18 protein-coding genes are annotated in these 20798 nt (G+C 70.0%); 16 read left to right on the forward strand and 2 right to left on the reverse strand.

The window, feature by feature from the left end:
- The first annotated feature begins 45 nt into the window (after window positions 1–45).
- The 15 genes from ACFTZL_RS07610 to ACFTZL_RS07680 all read left to right on the forward strand — a co-directional run bounded on the left by ACFTZL_RS07610 (window position 46) and on the right by ACFTZL_RS07680 (window position 17778).
- Window positions 46–810 (forward strand): aspartyl/asparaginyl beta-hydroxylase domain-containing protein, encoded by a 765-nt coding sequence (locus tag ACFTZL_RS07610; RefSeq protein ID WP_382579424.1) that lies wholly within the window; start codon window positions 46–48, stop codon window positions 808–810.
- Complete coding sequence (locus tag ACFTZL_RS07615) at window positions 810–2225, forward strand: MFS transporter (protein WP_382579454.1); 1416 nt, start codon at window positions 810–812, stop codon at window positions 2223–2225. The genes ACFTZL_RS07610 and ACFTZL_RS07615 overlap by 1 nt, the downstream gene beginning before the upstream one ends.
- Before the next feature lie 22 nt (window positions 2226–2247).
- The gene (locus ACFTZL_RS07620; protein ID WP_382579425.1) at window positions 2248–3138 is read left to right on the forward strand and encodes a TauD/TfdA dioxygenase family protein; all 891 of its coding nucleotides are present in this window, start codon (window positions 2248–2250) and stop codon (window positions 3136–3138) included.
- Window positions 3135–3632, forward strand: a complete 498-nt coding sequence (locus ACFTZL_RS07625) for an FcoT family thioesterase (protein WP_382579427.1) — start codon at window positions 3135–3137, stop codon at window positions 3630–3632. The genes ACFTZL_RS07620 and ACFTZL_RS07625 overlap by 4 nt, the downstream gene beginning before the upstream one ends.
- A gap of 18 nt (window positions 3633–3650) precedes the next feature.
- Entirely contained in the window at window positions 3651–5168 is a 1518-nt protein-coding gene (locus tag ACFTZL_RS07630) for a long-chain-fatty-acid--CoA ligase (protein WP_382579429.1), read from the forward strand.
- A gap of 32 nt (window positions 5169–5200) precedes the next feature.
- Window positions 5201–5446, forward strand: a complete 246-nt coding sequence (locus ACFTZL_RS07635; RefSeq protein ID WP_382579431.1) for a phosphopantetheine-binding protein — start codon at window positions 5201–5203, stop codon at window positions 5444–5446.
- Window positions 5443–9708, forward strand: a complete 4266-nt coding sequence (locus ACFTZL_RS07640; RefSeq protein WP_382579432.1) for an amino acid adenylation domain-containing protein — start codon at window positions 5443–5445, stop codon at window positions 9706–9708. Before ACFTZL_RS07635 ends, ACFTZL_RS07640 begins: the two co-directional genes overlap by 4 nt.
- 92 nt (window positions 9709–9800) lie before the next feature.
- On the forward strand, window positions 9801–10844 hold the full coding sequence (locus ACFTZL_RS07645; RefSeq protein ID WP_382579434.1) for an ABC transporter substrate-binding protein: 1044 nt from the start codon (window positions 9801–9803) through the stop codon (window positions 10842–10844).
- Window positions 10845–10900: 56 nt separating this feature from the next.
- A complete protein-coding gene (locus tag ACFTZL_RS07650; RefSeq protein ID WP_382579456.1) occupies window positions 10901–11875 on the forward strand; it encodes a FecCD family ABC transporter permease in 975 nt (324 codons plus the stop codon).
- Window positions 11872–12765, forward strand: a complete 894-nt coding sequence (locus ACFTZL_RS07655) for an ABC transporter ATP-binding protein (RefSeq protein WP_382579435.1) — start codon at window positions 11872–11874, stop codon at window positions 12763–12765. Before ACFTZL_RS07650 ends, ACFTZL_RS07655 begins: the two co-directional genes overlap by 4 nt.
- 73 nt (window positions 12766–12838) lie before the next feature.
- Entirely contained in the window at window positions 12839–13252 is a 414-nt protein-coding gene (locus ACFTZL_RS07660; RefSeq protein WP_382579437.1) for an SAV_915 family protein, read from the forward strand.
- Window positions 13249–14586, forward strand: coding sequence for a diaminopimelate decarboxylase (gene lysA, locus ACFTZL_RS07665; protein WP_382579439.1), 1338 nt, complete (start codon window positions 13249–13251; stop codon window positions 14584–14586). The genes ACFTZL_RS07660 and lysA overlap by 4 nt, the downstream gene beginning before the upstream one ends.
- A gap of 263 nt (window positions 14587–14849) precedes the next feature.
- Window positions 14850–15875, forward strand: coding sequence for a magnesium and cobalt transport protein CorA (locus ACFTZL_RS07670; RefSeq protein WP_382579440.1), 1026 nt, complete (start codon window positions 14850–14852; stop codon window positions 15873–15875).
- Between the two features lie 65 nt (window positions 15876–15940).
- A complete protein-coding gene (locus ACFTZL_RS07675) occupies window positions 15941–17038 on the forward strand; it encodes a magnesium and cobalt transport protein CorA (RefSeq protein ID WP_382579442.1) in 1098 nt (365 codons plus the stop codon).
- A 32-nt stretch (window positions 17039–17070) separates the two neighbouring features.
- Window positions 17071–17778 carry a 2-phosphosulfolactate phosphatase gene (locus tag ACFTZL_RS07680; protein WP_382579444.1) on the forward strand — a complete coding sequence of 236 codons (708 nt, stop codon included), beginning with the start codon at window positions 17071–17073 and terminating at the stop codon, window positions 17776–17778.
- A 285-nt stretch (window positions 17779–18063) separates the two neighbouring features.
- On the opposite strand, the gene ACFTZL_RS07685 is transcribed toward ACFTZL_RS07680, so the two are convergent.
- Together ACFTZL_RS07685 and ACFTZL_RS07690 are read right to left on the reverse strand one after the other, a co-directional pair.
- Complete coding sequence (locus tag ACFTZL_RS07685) at window positions 18064–19182, reverse strand: hypothetical protein (RefSeq protein WP_382579446.1); 1119 nt, start codon at window positions 19180–19182, stop codon at window positions 18064–18066.
- Window positions 19183–19284: 102 nt separating this feature from the next.
- A complete protein-coding gene (locus ACFTZL_RS07690) occupies window positions 19285–19527 on the reverse strand; it encodes a DUF6411 family protein (protein ID WP_382579448.1) in 243 nt (80 codons plus the stop codon).
- A gap of 290 nt (window positions 19528–19817) precedes the next feature.
- On the opposite strand from ACFTZL_RS07690, the gene ACFTZL_RS07695 reads away from it, so the two are divergent.
- Window positions 19818–20660, forward strand: a complete 843-nt coding sequence (locus tag ACFTZL_RS07695; protein WP_382579450.1) for an RNA polymerase sigma factor SigF — start codon at window positions 19818–19820, stop codon at window positions 20658–20660.
- Window positions 20661–20798 lie beyond the last annotated feature (138 nt).

The raw sequence follows: 20798 nt of genomic DNA on the forward strand, positions 1-20798 counted from the left end.
CCGACTACTAGCCCGACAGAACAGCTCGAGGGCGCGGAGAACCGTGTGACACCAGAGATAGAGAGCGCCTTCGCGGCCGTCAGAGCCGAATTCGGCCCGGAATCGATCACCCGTGTCGAGCAGATGCTGAAGCCGGGTGGGGGCGAACGGCATCCGCTGCAGAGGGCGGCCAAGTGGATCATGCCGGGCCTTTCGCCCACGCCCTGGCACGATCCCTACGCCTACGCCGAACTGGCCCCCGTCGTACACGAGCTGGAGGCCCACCACCGGACCATCAAGAAGGAACTGCACAGCGCATGGGAGGCACACCGGGAGGCGTTCGCCGACTACGAGCACTATCTGACGCGCCAAGAGAACTGGCAGGCCCTTTATCTCTACCGAAATGGCGGCCTTGTCGAGGAATCGGCCACCACAGCTCCGACCGCCTATCGGGTACTGAAGGACGTCGCTGTCGACACGGGCAAGATATGCCCTCTCCTGGAATGCCATTTCTCCACCCTGTTGCCAGGCGCCTTCATCGAACCCCACTGCGACCTATGGAACTTCAGCATCAATCTGCATCTCGCGGTGGACATCCCCGAAGGCTGCAGCATCACGGTCGCGGGGGAGACCCGCATATGGGAGGAGGGGAAATGCCTGCTCTTCGACTACTCCTTCGAGCACGAGGCACGTAACGACGGCACCAGGCCGCGGACCTGCCTGCTCATCGACCTCTGGCACCCGGAGACGACCGTTGCGGAGCGTCGGGCACTGGTCGCCCTCATCACCGAGATACGTCGGCTCATGGGGAAGAGCGGGGGTGATCGATGATGGCCGCGACAGAGTCAGGGAAGACCACCCTGCGAAAGCCGCTCGGGCTTCCTCTGCTCGTGCTGGCGTCGGGGCAGCTCGTCATCTCGCTCGACTACAACATCGTGTACGTCGCGCTGCCCGACATCGGCACCGGGCTGGGCTTCTCCGACCACGACCTGCAGTGGGTGGTGAGCGCCTACGTCGTGGCCACCGGGGGCTTCCTGCTGCTGGGCGGCCGGGCCGCGGATCTGCTCGGCCGACGCCGGATGTTCGTCCTGGCGGCTCTGCTGTACGCCGGGTCCTCCCTCGTGGGCGGAGTCTCGGAATCAGCCGGCGTTCTGGTCGCCGTCAGGGCGGTCCAGGGCATCGGCGGCTCTCTGCTGTTCCCGGCGACGCTGTCCCTGATCAACACCCTGTACGACGAAGGACCGGACCGGAACCGCGCCTTGGCGGTGTGGAGTGCCGCCGGCGCCGGCGGGCTCTGCTTCGGGTCCCTTCTCGGCGGCTTCCTGGTGGAGGCGTTCGGCTGGCCGGCCGTGTTCTTCGTCAACGTGCCCTTGGCCGGAGCCCTCGCGGTCGCCGCGTTGTTGCTCTTCCCGGAGGACGGACCGTTCGACCGCTCGCGGCACTTCGACGTGGCGGGCGCGCTGACCGCGACGGGCGGGGTCACACTCCTGGTGTTCCTGCTGGTGCGGGCCCCCGCCGACGGCTGGGGCACTCCCACGGCCCTCACGAGCGCGGCCCTCTCGGCCGGTCTGCTGACGCTGTTCGCCGTCGTAGAGACAAGGGCCCGTGATCCGCTGATGCCGGCCAGGCTGTTCGCCCGCCCCGGCCTGCTCACGGCCATGGGAGTGACCGCCCTGTTCAGCGCCACGTTCGGCTCGGTGCCGTACTTCCTGACCCTGTACTTCCAGACCGTCCAGGGCTACAGCGCGCTCGCGACCGGGCTCGCGTTCCTCGTGCCCGCCCTGGTGGTGGCCCTCGGTACGCAGGCGGGCGGACGGGCCGTGTCAGCCTTCGGGACGCGCCGCATGCTGGTCGGCGGCATGGCGCTGGGTGCCGCCGGGGCCGCGGCGCTCGGCCTCGCGCTCACCTCCAACGGCTCGTATCCCGCGCTGCTGCCGGGGATCGTGCTGCTGGGCCTCGGCCAAGGGGCGGCGTGGACGGGGATGTGGATCACCGCGTCCGCCGGAGTGGCTCCAGAGGACCAGGGCATCGCCTCCGGCCTGGCGTCGACCACCCTCCAGGTGGGCGGGGCGGTCGGCCTCGCCGTACTGGTCGCCGTCGCCGGGGGAGCCGGGCAGAACGGATCCGGCCCCGGGCTCCTCGACGGCATCCGCACCGCTGTCTTCGTGATCGCGGGCGGTATCGGCTGCGGCGCACTCGCGCTGCTCCTCCTCCGCAGGCCCACTGGCACCACCGCAGCCGTCTGAACCCACGGAAGGACACCCCGTCATGGAGATCAAGGACCAGCCCGGCGACGCGATGGGCGCGACGGTCGACGGCTTCGACCACACCACCGCCTCGGACGCCGACATCGCGGCGCTCAAGAACACCGTCTACACGCAGAAGATCGCGATCCTGAAGGGCCAGGACCTCGCCCCCGAGGAGTTCCTGGAACTCGGCAAGCGGCTCGGCCGCCCCGAGACGTACTACGAGCCGATGTACCGGCATCCGGAGGTCCCGGAGATATTCGTCTCCTCCAATGTGCCGGAGAACGGCAAGCAGATCGGCGTGCCGAAAACGGGCAAGTTCTGGCACGCCGACTATCAGTTCATGCCGGACCCTTTCGGAATCACCCTCATCCACCCCCAGGTCATTCCACGGCAGAACCGCGGCACGTACTTCATCGACATGGGCCGGGCCTACGAGAAACTGCCCGAGGACCTCAAGAAGGAGATCGCCGGAACGTACTGCAGGCATTCCGTGCGCAAGTACTTCAAGATTCGGCCCCATGACGTCTACCGGCCTCTCTCCGAGATCATCGACGAGGTCGAACGGAAGACCCCGGCCGTCCGCCGGCCGGCCACTTTCACCCACCCCATGACCGGCGAGACGGTCCTCTACATCAGTGAGGGCTTCACGGTCGGCATCGAGGACGAGAGCGGCCGGCCGCTCGACGAGGAGCTGCTGAAGCGGCTGTTCGACGCCACCGGTCAGCTCGACGAGGCCTTCGAGCACGAGAACATCCATCTGCAGGGCTTCGAGAAGGGCGACCTGCTGGTCTGGGACAACCGCAGCCTCATCCACCGCGCCCGGCACACGACCACACCCGAGCCGACCGTCTCCCACCGCGTCACCGTGCACGACGAGTGCGGGCTCCACGACGTGATGAGGGCGGCATGACGGACGAAGCTCTGCTGGCGCAGGTGCTGACGCCGTACAAGGAGCACTGCAAGTACCTGCGTTCGGCTGTCGTGACGGAAATGGACGGTCGGGCTCTTGCCCGTTGCGAGTTCGAGATACCCGAGTCGTGCTATATCGACGACACCGGACACCTGAATTCCGTCGAGGTGAACATCTGCTACAACCAGATGATGTATTACCTCGTCGCCAAGTCCGTGAAAGACGGGATCGGTACGGGGTTCGAATCCTGGACGCTGGACGACTTCTGGAAGCACCAGTTGCCGGACATTCTCATCGCCCGTTTCTCATCGCGATTCCGGCGCCCGGTCGATCCCCGTGCCTTCTCCGGGGAGATGGAGTTCCGGTCCGTCATCCGGCGCACTCGGGCCGACGGCACCCCGTTCCTGCACGCCGAGACCGCCTTCCGCTACCGGGACGCCGCATCGGGCCGCTGCGACGGCGAGGCGACCCTCGCGTTCGTCAACGTGCCCTGACCGCCGAAGGGTTCGCCCATGAGGACACTCGTCCAGACCACCCGGCACCACGCCGAGCGCCGACCGGACCACCCGGCGGTGCTGTGCGAGGGCCGCAGTCTGACCTACGCCGACCTCCACCGCGAGAGCAACCGTGTCGCCCACGCCCTGCGCGCCGCCGGGCTCGCTCCCGGTGACCGGGTCGCCTACCTCGGCAAGGAGTCCGAGCACTACTACGAGATCCTCTTCGGCTGCGCCAAGAGCGGCACCGTCCTCGTCCCGGTCAACTGGCGGCTCACCGCACCCGAGGTCAGCCACATCCTCCAGGACTCGGGCACCCGGCTGCTGTTCGTGGAGGAGGAGTTCACGGCGGCTGTCGAGTCGGAGCCCGAAACCGTCGTACACCTGGGCTCCTTGGAAGGATGGCGCGCACCGCACCCGCACCATGACACGGAGTTCGAGGCCACCCCCGACACGCCCGTCGCCCAGCTCTACACCAGCGGCACCACCGGACTGCCCAAGGGCGTCGTCCTCGCCCACCGCAGCTTCTTCGCGATCCGCGACGCCCTGGCGAGCGAGGGGCTGGACTGGATCGACTGGCGGGACGGCGACATCGCCCTGATCGGCATCCCCGGATTCCACATCGGCGGACTGTGGTGGGCCACGCAGAACCTCGACGCCGGCATCACGGTCGTCGCCATGCGCGCCTTCGCCGCCCGCCGGGCCGTCGACCTCATCCGCGACCTCGGCATCACGACCGCCTGCGTCGTGCCCGCCATGCTCCGCATGATGCTGACGGAACCCGGCGTCACTGCCGAGGACTTCACCACCCTGCGCAAGACGGTCTACGGCGGCTCCCCGATCTCCGAGGCCCTGCTGGAGGAGAGCCTCGCCGTCCTCGACTGCGAGTTCGCCCAGATCTACGGCCTGACCGAGACCGGCAACACCGCCGTCTGTCTGCCACCGGCCGCCCACGTCCCCGGCAGCCCCCTCATGCAGGCCGCGGGCCGCCCCTACCCGGGAGTCCGCAGCAAGGTGATCGACGGCGGAGGCCGCGCACTGCCGCCGGGCGTCGTCGGGGAGGTCTGCCTGGCCACACCCGCGCACATGGTCGAGTACTGGGGACTGCCCGACAAGACCGCCGAGACCCTGGTCGACGGCTGGATCCACACCGGGGACGCCGGATACATCGACGAGGACGGCTACCTCTTCATCCGCGACCGGATCAAGGACGCCGTCCTGGTCGCCGGGGAGAACGTCTACCCCGCCGAGATCGAGAACGTCCTGGAGAGCCATCCCGGAGTCGCCGAGGCGGTCGTCGTCGGCGCCCCCGACGAACGCTGGGGCGAGTACGTGCACGCCTTCGTCGTCCCCACGGCCGGGCAACAGCCGATCCCCCGGGACCTGCATACCTTCCTCGTCCCGCGGCTGGCGAGCTTCAAGCTGCCCGCCCGCTACGAGTTCATCGACAGCGTCCCGCGCAACCCCAGCGGCAAGATCCTGCGCCGGGAACTGCGCGACCGTTTCTGGGGCGACTCCGCACGCAAGGTCAACTGACCGGCCACCACGGCCCATCGAGAGAGAACGACATGCCTGCTCCCCTCACGCTGGAGGGCTTCCGCGCGGACCTGGCGGAGCTCCTGCACCAGCAGCCCGACGAAGTCGACCTCGACGAGAACCCCTTCCACGCGGGACTGGACTCCCTGCGCGTCGTCACCCTCATCGAACGGTGGCGGGAGACCGGCGTGGAACTGACCTTCGTCGACCTCGCCGAGTGCACCTCCTTCGCCCAGTGGTGGCAACTGCTCTCCGCACCTCGGGGAGGAACCACGTGACAGCGGTGCGCCACCCGTTGCTGCCCGCCCAGGAAGGCATCTGGACGGGCCAGCAGCTCGACGCGGACAGTCCCGCCTACAACACCGCCGAGTACGCGCACATCCACGGACCGGTGGACATGTCCGCCTTCGACGCGGCGCTGCACCAGGTGGTCGCGGAGACGGAGGCCCTGAACGTCGCCTTCGTCGCCGACGACCAGGGCCGCCCCTGGCAGATCGACGCCCCGGCCGTCGACTGGCGCCCGCACATGGCGGACCTCGCGGCCGAGCCAGCCCCGTACGCGGCGGCCCTGGCCTGGATGGACCAGGACATGGCCCGTCCCGTCGACCTGACGCGCGGCCCCCTCTTCGGCCACGCCCTGCTCCGCATCGCACCGGAGGAGTACCTCTGGTACCACCGCGTCCACCACATCGCCCTCGACGGCTTCGGCCTGTCCCTGGTCGCCCGCCGGGTCGCCCAGGTCTACACAGCCCTGACGGCGGGTCAGCCGGTCGAGGACAGCGGCTTCGGCACCCTGGCCTCGGTACGGGACGAGGAACGGACGTACCGCGAGTCACCCCGCTTCGCCCAGGACCGCGCCTACTGGACGGACCGCTACGCGGACAAGCCGCCCGTGGCCACGCCCGCCGGCCGTACGGCCCTGCCCGCGCGCACCTTCCACCGCCGGGTGGTCGACCTCGACGCCGCTCGGACATCGCCCCTGCGCGCCGTCGCCCGCGATCTCGAGGTCACCTGGTCCGAAATCCTGCTGGCCGTGACCGCGGCCCACCTGCACCACGCGACCGGAGCCCAGGAGATCGTCCTCAGCCTGCCGGCGATGGGACGGCTCGGCTCCGTCTCGCTGCGCGTCCCCTGCATGGTGCGCAACATCCTGCCCCTGCGCGTCACCGTCACCGCCTCGGACAGCCTGCGCGACCTCGCCGCCCGGGTCTCCGCCGAACTCCGCGCCGGACTGCCGCACCAGCGCTACCGCTATGAACACCTGCGACGCGACCTCGGACTCGTCGGCGGACAGCGCCGGTTGTCCGGGCCCGGCGTCAACATCATGCCCTTCGCATACGACCTGCGTTTCGCCGGACACCGCAGCACGGTCCACAACGTCTCCGCGGGCCCCGTCGACGACCTGTCCGTCAACGTCTACGACCGCTCCGAGGGCGGAGGCCTGCGCATCGCCGTGGACGCCAACCCCGACCTCTATGACGAGACGGACCTCACCGCGTTCCAGGAGGGGCTGCTTTCCCTGCTCGAAGGGGCCGTCGCCGCCCCCGACCGGGCGCTCGGGGAGCTGCGTGCGCGCGAGGCGGTCCAGGTCCTGGACGGAGGGCCGCTGCCCGGCCCGGCGCGTCCGGTCCTCGGCCTGATCGCCGACCACGCGGCCCGGAGCGGTGGATCCGTCGCCGTGGAGCATGACGGGCGCAGCATCACCTACGCGCAACTCTTCGACGCGGCCTGTGAGTTCGCCTCCCGCTTGGCCGCTCGCGGGGTCGGCCGCGGTGACCTGGTGGCCGTCGCCCTGCCGCGCGGTATCCAGGCCGTCACCGCCGTCCTGGGTGTCCTGCTGTCCGGGGCGGCCTACTGCCCGCTCGATCCGACGGCGCCCCCGGCGCGCAGGGCCGAGTTGCTGGACGACGCACGTCCCGCGCTCGTGGTGACGTCCGGCGCCCACGCGGGCGACTTCCCGGACCGGACGATTCTGCGACCCGACCAGCCGGACCCCGACTCCACAGCCGCTTCGCCGACGGCACCGACGCTGGACGGCCTCGCCTACGTCATCCACACCTCGGGTTCCACCGGCCGCCCCAAGGGAGTGGAGATCGGCCACCGTGCCCTGGCACATTTCGTGGCCGGCGCAACGCACCGCTACGGCCTCCACAGCAGGGACCGCGTCCTGCAGTTCGCCCCGCTCCACTTCGACACCAGCGTCGAGGAGCTCTTCCTCACCCTCTGCGCCGGCGCCACCCTCGTGGTCCGCACCGGCGACATGACGGAGTCGGTCCCCGGGTTCCTGGAGGCCTGCGCCCGGCTGCGGATCAGCTTCCTCGATCTGCCGACGGCGTACTGGCACGAACTGGCCTACGCCCTCTCGACCGGTGCCGCGACCCTGCCGGCCGAGGTACGCACCGTCGTCATCGGAGGGGAGCCGGCCCTGCCCGCACGGGTCGACGGTTGGCGCAAGGCCGTAGGGACGTCGATCCGGCTGCTGAACACCTACGGCCCGACCGAGGCCACCGTCGTCGCCACCGTCGCCGACCTCCACGACCCCTCGCTCGCCCCGGGGGACGTCCCCATCGGGCTGCCGCTCCCCGGCACCCGCGCCGCGGTAGTCGACGGCGAACTCCACCTCCTGGGCGACAACCTGGCCCTCGGCTACCGGGGAGGACCGGTCCCGGACGCCTCCCGCTTCGCCCCACTCGACCGACTTCCCGGAGCGCCCCGCTCCTACCGCACCGGTGACCTGGTCCGGATCGGCGACGACGGGCAGCTGCGCCATCTGGGCCGTGCGGACGCCGAGTTCAAGATCAGCGGACACCGGGTGCACCCGGCCGAGGTCGAGAGTGTCCTGGTGACCCATCCGGGAATCCGTGACGCCGTTGTCGTCGGGCAGGTGCTGGGCGACGGAACACGGCGGTTGAGCGCGTACGTCGTCCCGGACGGGCCCGCCCCGGCCGTGGCCTTGATCCGGGACCGTCTCCGGGCGGTGCTGCCCGCCGCGATGATCCCGTCGGCCGTCGAATTCCTGGACCGCCTGCCCCGGACGAGCTCGGGGAAGATCGACAGGAGCGCGCTTGCCGCGCCCGGCGAGCAGCCGGCGGTGGCCCACAGCTCGCTGGAGCGCACCATCGCCGCCGTCTGGCAGCACATGCTCGGCGTGGCCGCCGTATCCGCACAGGACGATGTCTTCGACCTCGGCGCCCAGTCGCTCCAAGCCATCCAGGTCGCCAACCGGCTCGGCGTCGAACTGCGCCGCGAGGTGAAGGTGGCCTGGCTCTTCCAGCATCCGACCCCGGCCGAGCTGGCCCGGTACCTGGAGGGGTATGGGCAGGGGCAGCCAACCGTTCCAGGTCTCCCGGAGGCCCTGCTCGCCGACACCGTCCTCGACCCGGACATCCGGCCCGACGACGGCCCTCGGACGGTCGGCGCACCGGACAGAGTCCTGCTCACCGGTGCCACCGGCTTCGTAGGCGTACATCTGCTGGCCGAACTCCTCACCGGCACCGACGCGGAGGTCGTCTGCACGGTCCGCGCCCCCAGCGCCGCCGAGGCCACCGCCCGCCTTCACCAGGCCCTGGAAACCCACTTGATCCACCTCCCCGACACAGCGAAGAAGCGCATCACGGCGGTATGCGCGGACCTGGCCCGCCCTCGACTCGGCGTGGACGAAGAGACGTTCGGCGAACTCTCCCGGACCTGCGGGGCGATCTTCCACAACGCGGCGACCGTCAGCATCCTGCGTGAGTACGCCACCCTCCGCGCCGCCAACACCCGCTCCACGAAGGACCTGTTGCGCATGGCGGCCGTACGGTCGACCCCCTTGCACTTCGTTTCCACCCTCTCCGTCGCCCCGCCCCTCGCCCTCAGTCCTGAAGTACCGGAGGCGTTCCTCCCGCCCCACCCCGGACTGCGCTACGGCTACCAGCAGTCCAAGTGGGCGGCCGAGCGCCTGCTCGAACAGGCCGCCGAGCGTGGCCTACCGGTCACCGTGCATCGGCTGGGCCGCATCGTCGGCCCGTCCGACACCGGGTTCGTGAACGAGCGGGACTTCCTGTGGAGCGTGCTGCGCGCGGGCGTTCCGGCGGGCATCGTGCCCGACCTGTTCGAGGAGGAGGTCTGGACGCCGGTCGACCACGTCGCGAAGACCCTGGTCCACCTCTGGCTGCGTCAACCTCTCGCGGCGGCAAGGGTGTTCAACCATGCCGACAGTGTCCCCGTACGACTGGATGATGTTTACGACTGGCTGGAGGAGTACGGCTACTCGCTGCGGCGCATGCCTCTGGACCAGTGGCGGGCCGAGCTTCCCCGTACGTCCGGTGCTGCGGCGACCACGCTGGCCTTCTTCGACTCCCATGCCGCCACCGAGCCCTACCTGCGCCTGGGGCGGGTCCGCGCCGACAACGTCGTGAGCGGCCTGCGCGGCAGCGGAATCACCGGCCCGCCAGCCGACCGGGACCTCTTCTTCCGCTACCTCGATCACTGCGTCGCCACCGGAGCGCTGCCCGCCCCGGTCCGGAAACACAACCATCTCGCCGTGCCCGCAAAGTAGTTGACCGGCTTCGGGAACTCGACGTCTCCGCCCTCCGACTACTGCACCAGAACCCACCACGGCTCACGAGCAGCCCGCACCAAGGAGCAAGCATGTCGACGAAACGGCCGGTCGCCGTCGCCCTGGCCGGTGCCCTCTGCCTCATCACCACGGCATGCGCCGGCTCCTCGACGGACAAGGACGGCGCCACAGGCGGCAACGCGTCCGCGGCCGCCGCGCAGTCCGGCTACCCCGTGACCCTCGACAACTGCGGGGTGCCGGAGAAGTTCACCAAGGCGCCCGGCCGTGTCGTCGTCATGAACGGAGCTTCGGTCGCCGAGGTCTCCGCACTGCTCGCCCTGGGCCTCGGCGACAAGATCGTCGCCAACCAGCAGAGCTACGGCATGTCCGAGGTCCCCGGTCGAGCCAAGGCCATCAAGGCGCTGCCCAACGGCGACGTCAAACTCAACGACGCCTACGACATCCCGCGTGAGGCGATGATCGGCCTGCGCCCCGACCTGGTGCTGTCCACGACCTCCTACGGCTTCGACGAGAAGAACGGCTTCGCCACCCGCGAGCAGTTGGGGCAGGTCGGAGCCGGCACCTACGTCTCCCCGCAGGGCTGCGACCAGGACACCTCCAAGATGACCATCGCGGACAGCTACACGCTGCTGCGCGACATGGGCCGGATCTTCCACGTCGGCGACCGCGCCGAGAAGCTGATCGCCGCCTCGGAGAAGAACATCGCCGCCGTCTCCGCCAACGTGAAGGGGGAGGAGAAGCCCAAGGTCATGGTCCTGTTCTCCAACATGGCCATGGGCGGCAACGACTTCAGCTCGGTCGTCGCCAAGGGCATCTACAACGACATCCTCGCCGAAGCCGGCGGCTCCAACGCCTTCGAGAACGCCTCCAAGACCTCCTTCGCCGACCTGAGCAAGGAGAAGGTGGCCGCCACCGACGTCGACGCCCTGGTCGTCATCGGCTACAACGACCCCGACCCGGCGGCCTACGCCGAGAAACTGCTGAAGGAGTTCCCCCAGTGGCCGGCCGCGAAGAACAAGAAGTACGTGGCGCTGTCGGACTCGATGTACCTCGGTCCGAGCAACGATCTGGCCGTGGAGAAGATCGCCGAGATGCTGCACCCCGACAAGGTCTGAACGGCCTGCGGCTGTCTCTCGCCGTCGGTGTCCTGCTGGTGGTGCTCGTCGCCGTCATGGTGGTGGCGGTGAGCATCGGAGCGGTCAACATCCCGGTGGCCGACGTGTGGCGGATCCTCCTGCACCACGTCACCGGGCAGGGCGCCACCGCCGACCCGGCGACGGACCAGATCGTCTGGAGCTTCCGGGCTCCCCGCGTCGCCCTGGCCGCCCTGGTCGGCGCGGGCCTGGCCGTCACCGGGGCGGTCCTCCAGACCCTGGTCTCCAACCCGCTCGCCGACCCGATCGTCCTGGGCTTCTCCTATGGCGCCTCGCTCGGGGCCGTACTGGTCATCACCCTCGGCGGTGTCGCCCTCGGCGGGCTCGCCGGCCTCGGGGTGTCGGGTGCCGCGTTCGTCGGTGCCCTGGCGGCCGGGGCCCTGGTTTTCGCCCTGGGGCAGCGGCGGGGCCGGCTGGCCCCCACCCGCCTGGTCCTGGCCGGAGTCGCGGTCGGCTACGTCCTGCTGTCGATGACCAGCTTCGTCCAACTGCTGGCCACGCCCACCGAGTTGCGGACGGTGATGTTCTGGATGCTGGGCAGTGTCGCCGGCGCCCAGTGGGACCAACTGCCCACCGTCACGGGCGTGGTCCTGACGAGCACGGTCGTACTGACCCTGTTCGGACGGCGGCTCAACGCCCTGCTGGCCGGCGACGAGTCCGCCACCGCGCTCGGCGTGGACGTCAACCGGCTGCGCGCCGTCCTGCTGGTCATCAGCGCGCTGCTCACCGGCACCGTCATCGCGGTTGCGGGCGGCATCGGCTTCGTCGGCCTGATGATCCCCCACCTGGTCCGTCTCACCGTGGGCGCCGACCACCGCAGGCTGCTGCCCCTGACCGCACTCCTCGGAGCCGTCTACCTGGTCGTCGTGGACCTGCTCTCCCGCACCGTCAACCGCCCCAACGAACTGCCGCTGGGCATCCTCACCGCCCTGCTCGGCGCCCCCTTCTTCCTGTGGCTGCTGCGCCGCGACAAGGGCCTGGACACCGTATGAAACTGACCGTGGACAACCTCCACATCACCCTGGACCGCAAGCCGATCCTCCGCGAGGTGAACCTGGAGGCCGCCAAGGGCGACATCGTCGGGCTCGTGGGGCCCAACGGCAGTGGTAAGTCGACCCTGCTCCGCACGGTCTACCGCTCACTGCGCCCGGCCGACGGCGTGGTCAGGGTGGGGGACGACGACGTCTGGACGCTGTCCGCGCGCACCGCCGCCCGCCGCACGGCAGCCGTGCTCCAGGACGCCGGCACCACCACCGGCCTGACCGTGACCGAGATCGTCGCCCTGGGCCGGACGCCCCACCACGGCCTCATGGGCCGGGACGGCACCGAGGACCGCCAGGCCGTGGCGGAGGCGGTCGACCGCTGCGGCGTCGCACCCTTCGCGGACCGGGACTACGCCACCCTCTCCGGCGGCGAACGCCAACGCGTCCTCCTGGCCCGCGCCCTCGCCCAGCGCCCGCGTCTCCTGGTCCTGGACGAACTCACCAACCACCTCGACATCCGCGCCCGTTTCGAACTCCTGGACCTCATCCGCAGCACCGGGATCACCACCCTGGCGGTCCTCCACGACCTCGACCTCGCCGCCCGGCTCTGCGACCACCTCGTCGTCCTCCACGAGGGCGAGGTGGTGGCGGCCGGACCCGTACTGGAGGTCCTGACACCGGACATCCTCCGCGACGTCTTCGGCGTACTGGGCAGGACGGAGCGGCACGAAGACGGCGTCGTCCGCATCACGTATGCGGCCCAGCCGCTTGCCTCCCGCCCGTCTGGGACGACGCGTTCCCAGGCCCCGGCCCGTCGCGTCAGGGATGCGTCAGCATCGGCCCGATCGCCGTCAGCGTCCCGTCATGAAGGGTCGGAGCACCCGGCGACCCGGGCATAGCGTCACCGGAGAGCCCGGTACGGATCCCCGCACCGGGGTCGTCCGTCAGCCGGTCCCTTCCAGGAGGCGTCCCATGCCAGAACTCTTGCCCGGTGAAGACCCGGAGCCTTCCGATCGCCTCCCGGCCGGACCTCTGTTCGTGCCCGTCCGGCCGGGACCAGGCGGGTGCGTGGCCCGTCTCTTCCGCACACCACTCGGTGAGCGCACGACCGTCGGATTCACGTCCCGGCGCGCCCTGGCCGAGACGCTCGGCCCCGACCAGAAGTGGATCAGGCTCGCCGAGCCCGCGCTGCGCGCACTCACCGCACCGCTCGGCGTCACCACCCTCACGGTCGACCCCCAGCTCTGCGCACCGGCGCCCGCACGGACCGGCGCCCGTTCCCCTGCCGGCGCACCGGCGAAGTCCGTGGCGCCGCCACTCCAAGAGGCCGCGGCACTCGTCTCGGCACTGGCGCTGTTGATCGCAGGAGAGGGGATCACCCGATGACGACCGTCCACGAACCCGCGGTCACCGCTACCACCGCTGACAGCCTGTCGGTGTGGCCCGCCTCCACCACCGAACCCCGTCCGGGCGACCTGACCGTCGGCGGCATACCGCTCGCGGAGATCGCGGACCGCTTCGGCACCCCCGTCTACGTCCTGGACGAGGGCGAGATCCGCGAACGCTGCCGCACCTACCGGACCGCCTTCCCCGACGCCGAAGTCCTCTACGCCGCCAAGGCGTTCCTGTGCCGGGCCATGGTCCACTGGACGGAGGAGGAAGGCCTGGGCCTGGACGTCTGCTCGGCCGGTGAGCTGGAACTCGCGGTCACCACAGGCTTCCCGCCCGAGAAGATCGTCCTGCACGGCAACGCCAAGTCCCCGCGCGACCTGGACACCGCACTGCGCCTCGGCGTCGGACGGATCGTCATCGACAGCCCCTCGGAGATCGCCCGGCTGGCGGCCGCGGTCGGACCCGACGGCCACCAGAAGGTCATGGTCCGCGTCGTGCCCGGCATCAGCGCCGGCGGCCACGCCAAGATCCGCACCGGCACGGACGACCAGAAGTTCGGCCTGTCGATCTCCGACGGCTACGCCCAGCACGCCATCGCCCGCATCCTCGACCAGCCCCAGCTCGAACTGACCGGTCTGCACTGCCATCTGGGCTCGCAGATCACCAGCGTCAAGCCCTACCTTTCCGCCGTGCGCCGCATGGTGGGGCTGATGGCCCGGCTGTACGAGCAGCACGGTTTGGTCCTGCCCGAGCTCGACCTCGGCGGCGGCCACGGCATCGCCTACCGCCCCGGCGACGAGGCCCTCGACCTCACCACCCTGGCCCGCAAGGTCCGCGCGGAGCTGACCGAGGCATGCGCGTCGGCCGGCCTCACCGTGCCGCGCCTGATCATCGAGCCGGGGCGGGCCATCGCCGGCCCGGCGGGCATCGCGCTGTACCACGTCCTGTCCGTCAAGCGCACCGGAGGCCACACCTTCGTGGCCGTCGACGGCGGCATGAGCGACAACCCCCGGCCGGCGCTGTACGGGGAGCGGTACGCGCCCCGCCTGATCGGCCGACGCGGCAGTGCGTCCCCGGCCCTGGTGACCGTCGTCGGCCGGCACTGCGAGGCCGGTGACGTGATCGCCGCCGACGTCCCTCTGCCCGACGATGTACGCCCCGGGGACCTCCTCGCCGTCCCCGTCGCAGGCGCCTACCACCTGTCGATGGCGAGCGGCTACAACCTGGTCGGCCGCCCGCCGGTGACCGCCGTCCGGGACGGCCGCGCCCGGCTCCTCGTACGCCGGGAGTCCCTGGACGACATCCGCAGCCGGGACGTGGGCCTGTAGCCCGCACGGCGCCCCCCCCACACACCACCTCCGGGCGAGCCTGGGCCCGGCCCTCGCCCGGAGGTGCTCGCCCCTCTCCGCGCTCTTCCCTCGCCGGCCCTCACACCCCCCATGGCATCGGGTGGCGCGAGAGGTCGGCGACCGCCTTGAGCACCCCCACCGACCGCTCGGCCCGCTCCACGTCCCATGACGCTGCGTGCGCTTCCGTGCAATCGTGGGAATCGCGGCACGCGCGACACCCGCGTCCCGCAAGGAGGTGAGCCATGACGGCCCACGACACGCCTCGGCAAGAGATCCCCGTCGTCGACTGTGCCCTGTACGAGTACGGGCGCCGCAGGCCCGGACGGCTGCCGTTGGACGAGGCCATGGACGCCACCCGCACCACCCCTGGCGGATTCGTCTGGATCGGCCTGCACGCCCCGACTGCCGACCAGCTCCAGATCGTCGCCCGGGCCTTCGGCCTGCACCCGCTCGCCGTCGAGGACGCCCTCAACGCCCACCAGCGACCCAAGCTGGAGCGCTACGACGACACCCTCTTCCTCGTCCTGCGCACCGCGGTCTACCTCGAACACGAGGAGCTGACGCCCACCACCGACATCGTCGGCACCGGCGAGATCATGGCCTTCGTCGGCCGCGACTTCATCGTCGTCGTACGCCACGACCCCGCCCGGCACCTGAGCGGTGTCCGCACCAGCCTGGAAGCCGACCCCGGGCGGCTGGCCCACGGCCCGGTCGCGGTGCTGCACGCGATCGCGGACACGGTCGTCGATCAGTACCTCGACGTCGTCGCCGCCCTGGAGGCGGACGCCGACCAGGTCGAGTTCGACGCCTTCTCCCCGGACGCCAGACACGACGTCGGCCGCGTCTACCAGCTCAAACGCGAGCTCCTCGAACTCCGTCGCACCGTCGCGCCGCTGGCCCAGCCCTTGGGCGATCTCGCCGAGCGCCGCGTCCCCGGCGTGGACCGGGAGCTGGCCGCGTACTTCCGTGACGTCGCCGACCACCTCGCCCAGGCCGCCGAACGGGTCACCGTGCTCACCGAACTCGTCGACAACGCCCTGACCATGGCCCTCGCCCAGACGAGCGTCCAGCAGAACCACGACGTGCGCCGCATCAGCGCGGCCGCCGCCCTGATCGCCATCCCCGTCGCGACAGCGGCCGTCTACGGCATGAACTTCGACCACATGCCCGAGCTGGGATGGCTGTTCGGCTACCCGGCGATGGTGATCACCACCGCGGCCCTGGTCACCCTCGTCTACCTGGTCTTCCGCAAGAAGCGCTGGCTCTGACCTTCGCCATATCGCTCTTTGGCACACTGTCCGGATCCCGACGGTTCGGTGAAGGAGAAGCCCGCATGTCGATGGTCGGCAACCTGCGCAAAGTCGCGAACCTGGCGCGGCGCAGTCGCCGCCGCGTGGACCTCAGCCACCCGGCCCGCTCGCCGCTCGGCTCGACGGTGGTCAACTGCGTCGTCTACCGCGACGGTCTCCGCGGGCCCGGAACGGACTCGGTGGAGGACGCCCTCCGGCAGGTCCGCAAGCACCGGGGCAGCTTCGTCTGGCTGGGCCTGCACGAACCGGGCGAGGCGGAGATCGCCGGCATCGCGGAACTGTTCGGCCTGCACCCGCTCGCCGTCGAGGACGCCGTCCACGCCCACCAGCGTCCCAAGGTCGAGCAGTACGGCGACGTCCTCTTCGCCGTCTTCAAGACCGTCACCTATGTCGAGCACGCCGAGCTGACCTCCACCAGCGAGGTCGTCAACACCGGCGAGATCATGGTCTTCACCGGCCCCGACTTCGTCGTCACGGTCCGCCATGGCCGCCACGGCTCCCTCGGCCCCCTGCGCGAGGATCTCGAAGCCGATCCCCGGCAACTGGCCCATGGTCCCTCCGCCGTGCTGCACGCCATCGCCGACCATGTCGTCGACGACTACGTCACGGTCGCCGACGCCGTCCAGAACGACATCGACCAGGTCGAGACCGACGTCTTCTCCCCGCGCAGTCCCCGCAACGCCGACGCCGGCCGGATCTACCAGCTCAAGCGGGAACTCCTCGAACTGAAGCGGGCCGTCGTCCCGCTCGCTCGCCCCCTGGACCGGCTCGCCACCGAACCCCGTGGCTGCCTCGACAAGGAGATACAGGCGTACTTCCGGGACGTCGCCGACCACCTCACCCGCGTCACCGAGCAGATCAACTCCTTCGACGCCCTGCTCGACTCCATCCTCCAGGCCCACCTCGCGCAGGTCACCGTCGCCCAGAACGAGGACATGCGCAAGATCACCGCTTGGGCCGCGATCATCGCCGTACCCACCATGGTGTGCGGCGTCTACGGCATGAACTTCGACCACATGCCCGAACTGCGCTGGCGCTTCGGCTACCCCCTTGCCCTCACCGTCATCGCCATCGCCTGCTTCGTCATCCACCGCGGCTTCAAGCGCAACGGTTGGCTGTAAACGCTCTGCGCGCGGAGCGGCAGAATGGTGCGATGGATCATCACTTCGTCGGCATCCCGGAGTTGACCGACGTTCCCCGTGTTGCAGTCGTCATCGACGTCATGCGTGCCTTCACCGTGGCTGCCTGGGCCTTCTCGCGTGGCGTCGAGAGGATCGTCCTGGCCGAAACGGAGAGTGAGGCACTCGCCTTGAAGGAGAGCCACTCGGGTTGGCTGGCTCTGAAGGACGGAGCTCCAGCGGCGGGCTTCGACGCGGTGAACTCACCCGGCTTGCTCAGGTCATGCGACTTCGCCGGCCGCACGCTGGTGCAGAAGACGACGGCAGGAACCGTGGGCGCGCTGGCCGTCGCCGACGCGCCGCTGGTCCTGTGCGCGAGCTTCGTGGTGGCCGGCCCGACCGCGCGGTTCCTGCGGAACAAGGATTCCGGTCCGGTGACCTTCGTTGTCACCGGCGAGGGAGGCCAGGCAGACGAGGACCTGGCCTGCGCCGAATACATTGGTCAGTGCATGACCGGAGGCGAGACAGAGGCGGCCCCGTATCTCCACCGAGCCAGGACTTCTCGCGCCGCGGCAGACCTCGCCGGCGGGCTGCGGAGCGGATTCCACCCTGACGATGTCGAGCTCTGCTTGGAAATCGACAGGTTCTCCTTTGCGATGGTGGCCCGCCAGGAAGACTCTCTGATGGTGCTCCGTCCCGTCGCGGTACCTGACATTCCGCCACCTGCCCGTGGAGCGGGGTGACTCCGGAATCCATGGCGGACCTGGTCAGGGTGGCCGGCGGGGTGCTCGCTCTCTGGTGAGGCGTGTCGCAAGGTGGTAGGCGACGGTGACGTCCTGGTATTCCTGACCAGGGATGACCGGGTCCGGTAGGTGGGTGCGGACGCTGTGGCTCGTCGACTCTCGCTTCCTGGTGCCGGGGAAGCGGACGGCTGTCCGGGGTTCCTGCGTGAAGCGGAGCCGTTCGGCGTGGACCGTCGACCGGAACAAGATGTCCCCTGCCGGGCTCCGGGTTCCCGCGCCTCGCGTTCAGGGCGGCTCCTCAGGCTTCCTGGTGGCATGACGGCGACTGGACCTCGGTGGCAGCTTCCCGTCCTCCCCGCGCACCCGGCGCGTGCGGGTGCCGCCTTGGCTCCGGCCGGCTCGCCCCCGCTCTCCGTCCGCGCCCTTGGGCGCCGCACGCGGCTCGGCCGGTTCGGCCCCTTCCGCGGTGGCTTTCGCCGTCTCCGCGGCGTCCGCGACGGCGTGGCCGCCTTCCCGTGCCGTCTCGCCTGCCGCTTCCGTCTCGCCCGCGGCCTGTTCGGCCACGCTCCCGGCGGTGCCGCCCACCACCTCGCCGGCGCTTCCGACGGTCCGGCTCGCCTCATGACCGACGTCCTCCACCGCGCGCCCGGCACCACCGCCCACGTCCTGAACGGCCCTCCCGGCTCCCTGACCGACATCCTGCGCCACGGATCCGACCCCCCGGCCCACGTCCTGTACGGCGGCTCCGGCGCCCTGCCCCACATCCTGTACGGCGGCTCCGGCGCCCTGCCCCACATCCTGTACGGCGGCTCCGGCGCCCTGGCCCACGTCCCGGACGGCGGTCCCCGCACCCTGGCCGACCTCCTGGACGGCCCTTCCGGCGCCCGTACCCACCTCCCCCACGGCCTGACCGGCTCCGCCGCCGACATCCTGCACGGCGGACCCGACTCCACGCGCCAGCTCGTGCAGGATCTCCGGGTTGCGGTCGAGCGTGGTGAGCACGCGGTCGATGATCTTTGCGACGTGGTGGAGACGCACCTTGAGCTGGGCTTGGGCCTCGACGCCCGAGATGCCCAGGTGCACCCGGCCGAGCGCGACGTCGGCGCCCACGTTCAGTTTGAGCAGATCCAGCACCTCGGCCTGCAGCGAGACATGCGCCCGCAGGTCCTCGACGTCCAGGTCGATCTCGTCGACCTTCAGGATCGGAACGTCGAGGAAGACATCAGGACTCTCACCGGCTGCGTCCTCCTCGTCGTAAGCCTCGGGATCGGCGTACTCGTCACTTTCCTCAGCGTCGAGTTCGTCACCGTGCTCGTCGTCGTACTCCTCGACGGAGCCCTCGTCGTTCTCGGCATTGCCGCCCATCGCCACGCCTCCGCGGTCTTGGCGTATGCTTTCGACCATTTTCTTCCATTATGGAAGTCGACGCGCGGCCAGCGCCGTCCCTCCAGGTGAGGGTGATGGACCCTTCCTTCTGGTAATGCTCACGACGAAACACCGCGCCGGTCAGAACGGCATGCGGCCACGGGCCCGTCGACCAGCCGAACCGCTGCGACCGACAGCCTTGGAACCGCTGCGGAAGGGCTTGCTGAGAGCGCGACCCAGGACACCGGGAGCCTTCCCGCCGGCCCGTGAACCGGCGCCGAGCGTGCGCTGGGTACCGCGTTGTGGATGGCGGGACAGGCGCGGCACGAGGAAAGCAAGAATCGCGAGTACGACGCACACAGCGACGATTCCGACGATCATCATATTGAGACTCCTGAACGTGAGACGTGTCTGTCGGTTGCCCCAGGGGTGCGGCGCCATGCGCGATGGCTTTTATGCCGGGTCGTCCCGGGCGGAGAAGAAGGCTCGGCACGGCGTCCAAGCCGGCAACCGCGCCGTGGGCAACGCCTTCACCGGCGGCCAGGACATCGACGACGACCAAGCGGTCCCGACGATCCGCAAGAAGGGGGGGCATGCACGGCGACGGACAGGGCAACCGCAGCTACGTCGGCGCGAGCCGACGGGCACATGGCGGGTTCACCGGGAGGGAAGACGTGACAACGACGACCGTGGAGACTGCTGAGCGCACCACCGGGTTGCCGGACATAGCGGATCCGTCGAAGGTGACGCCCAAGGACGCGCGGGAGCTGTCCCGGCTGTTCTTCGACCGGCTCGCGACGCTGGAGGAGGGCACGCCCGAGTACCAGTACGCGCGCAACACGGTCATCGAGATGAACATGTCCCTGGTCCGCTTCGCGGCCGGCCGGTTCCGCAGCCGCGGGCCGGAGGAGATGGAGGACATCGTCCAGGTCGGCATGATCGGCCTGATCAAGGCCATCGACCGGTTCGAACTGACTCGCGAGGTCGAGTTCACCTCCTTCGCCGTGCCCTACATCGTCGGCGAGATCAAGCGGTTCTTCCGTGACACCTCCTGGGCCGTGCACGTGCCCCGGCGCTTGCAGGAAGCACGTATGCAGCTGGCCCGGGCCACCGAGGAACTGCGCAGTCGGCTCGGCCGCAACCCCACCACCAAGGAACTGTCCGAACTGATGAGCCTCCCGGAGGACGAGGTCGTGGAGGCGCGTCTGGCGTCCAACGGCTACAACTCGTCGTCCCTGGACGCTGCCATCAACGGCAGCGAGGACGGCGAGGCCGTGCTCGCGGACTTCATCGGCACCGACGACGCCGCACTTGCGCTGGTCGAGGACTTCCACGCGCTGGCACCGATGATTGCCGAACTGGAGGAGCGCGACCGGCAGATCATCCACTGGCGGTTCGTGGACGAGCTGACCCAGAAAGACATCGGCGAGCGCCTCGGCGTCTCCCAGATGCACGTCTCCCGCCTCATCTCGCGCCTGTTGGCACGCCTGCGCGAGGGCATGCTCACTGATAACTGACGCCGCTCCCTCTCTCGTGCCTTGGAAGGAAAAAGTGGGATGACGAGTGTCCAGGAGGGCCCGCCGACCTCAGCCACTGAGGCAGCGGGCGCCGGAGGCGCGAGTGAGCGCGCCGTGCGGATACGGCGCCGCCTGGAG

It is taken from the genome of Streptomyces sp. NPDC056948 (assembly GCF_042674225.1).
In the GTDB taxonomy this organism is placed as follows: Bacteria; Actinomycetota; Actinomycetes; order Streptomycetales; family Streptomycetaceae; genus Streptomyces; species Streptomyces purpurascens.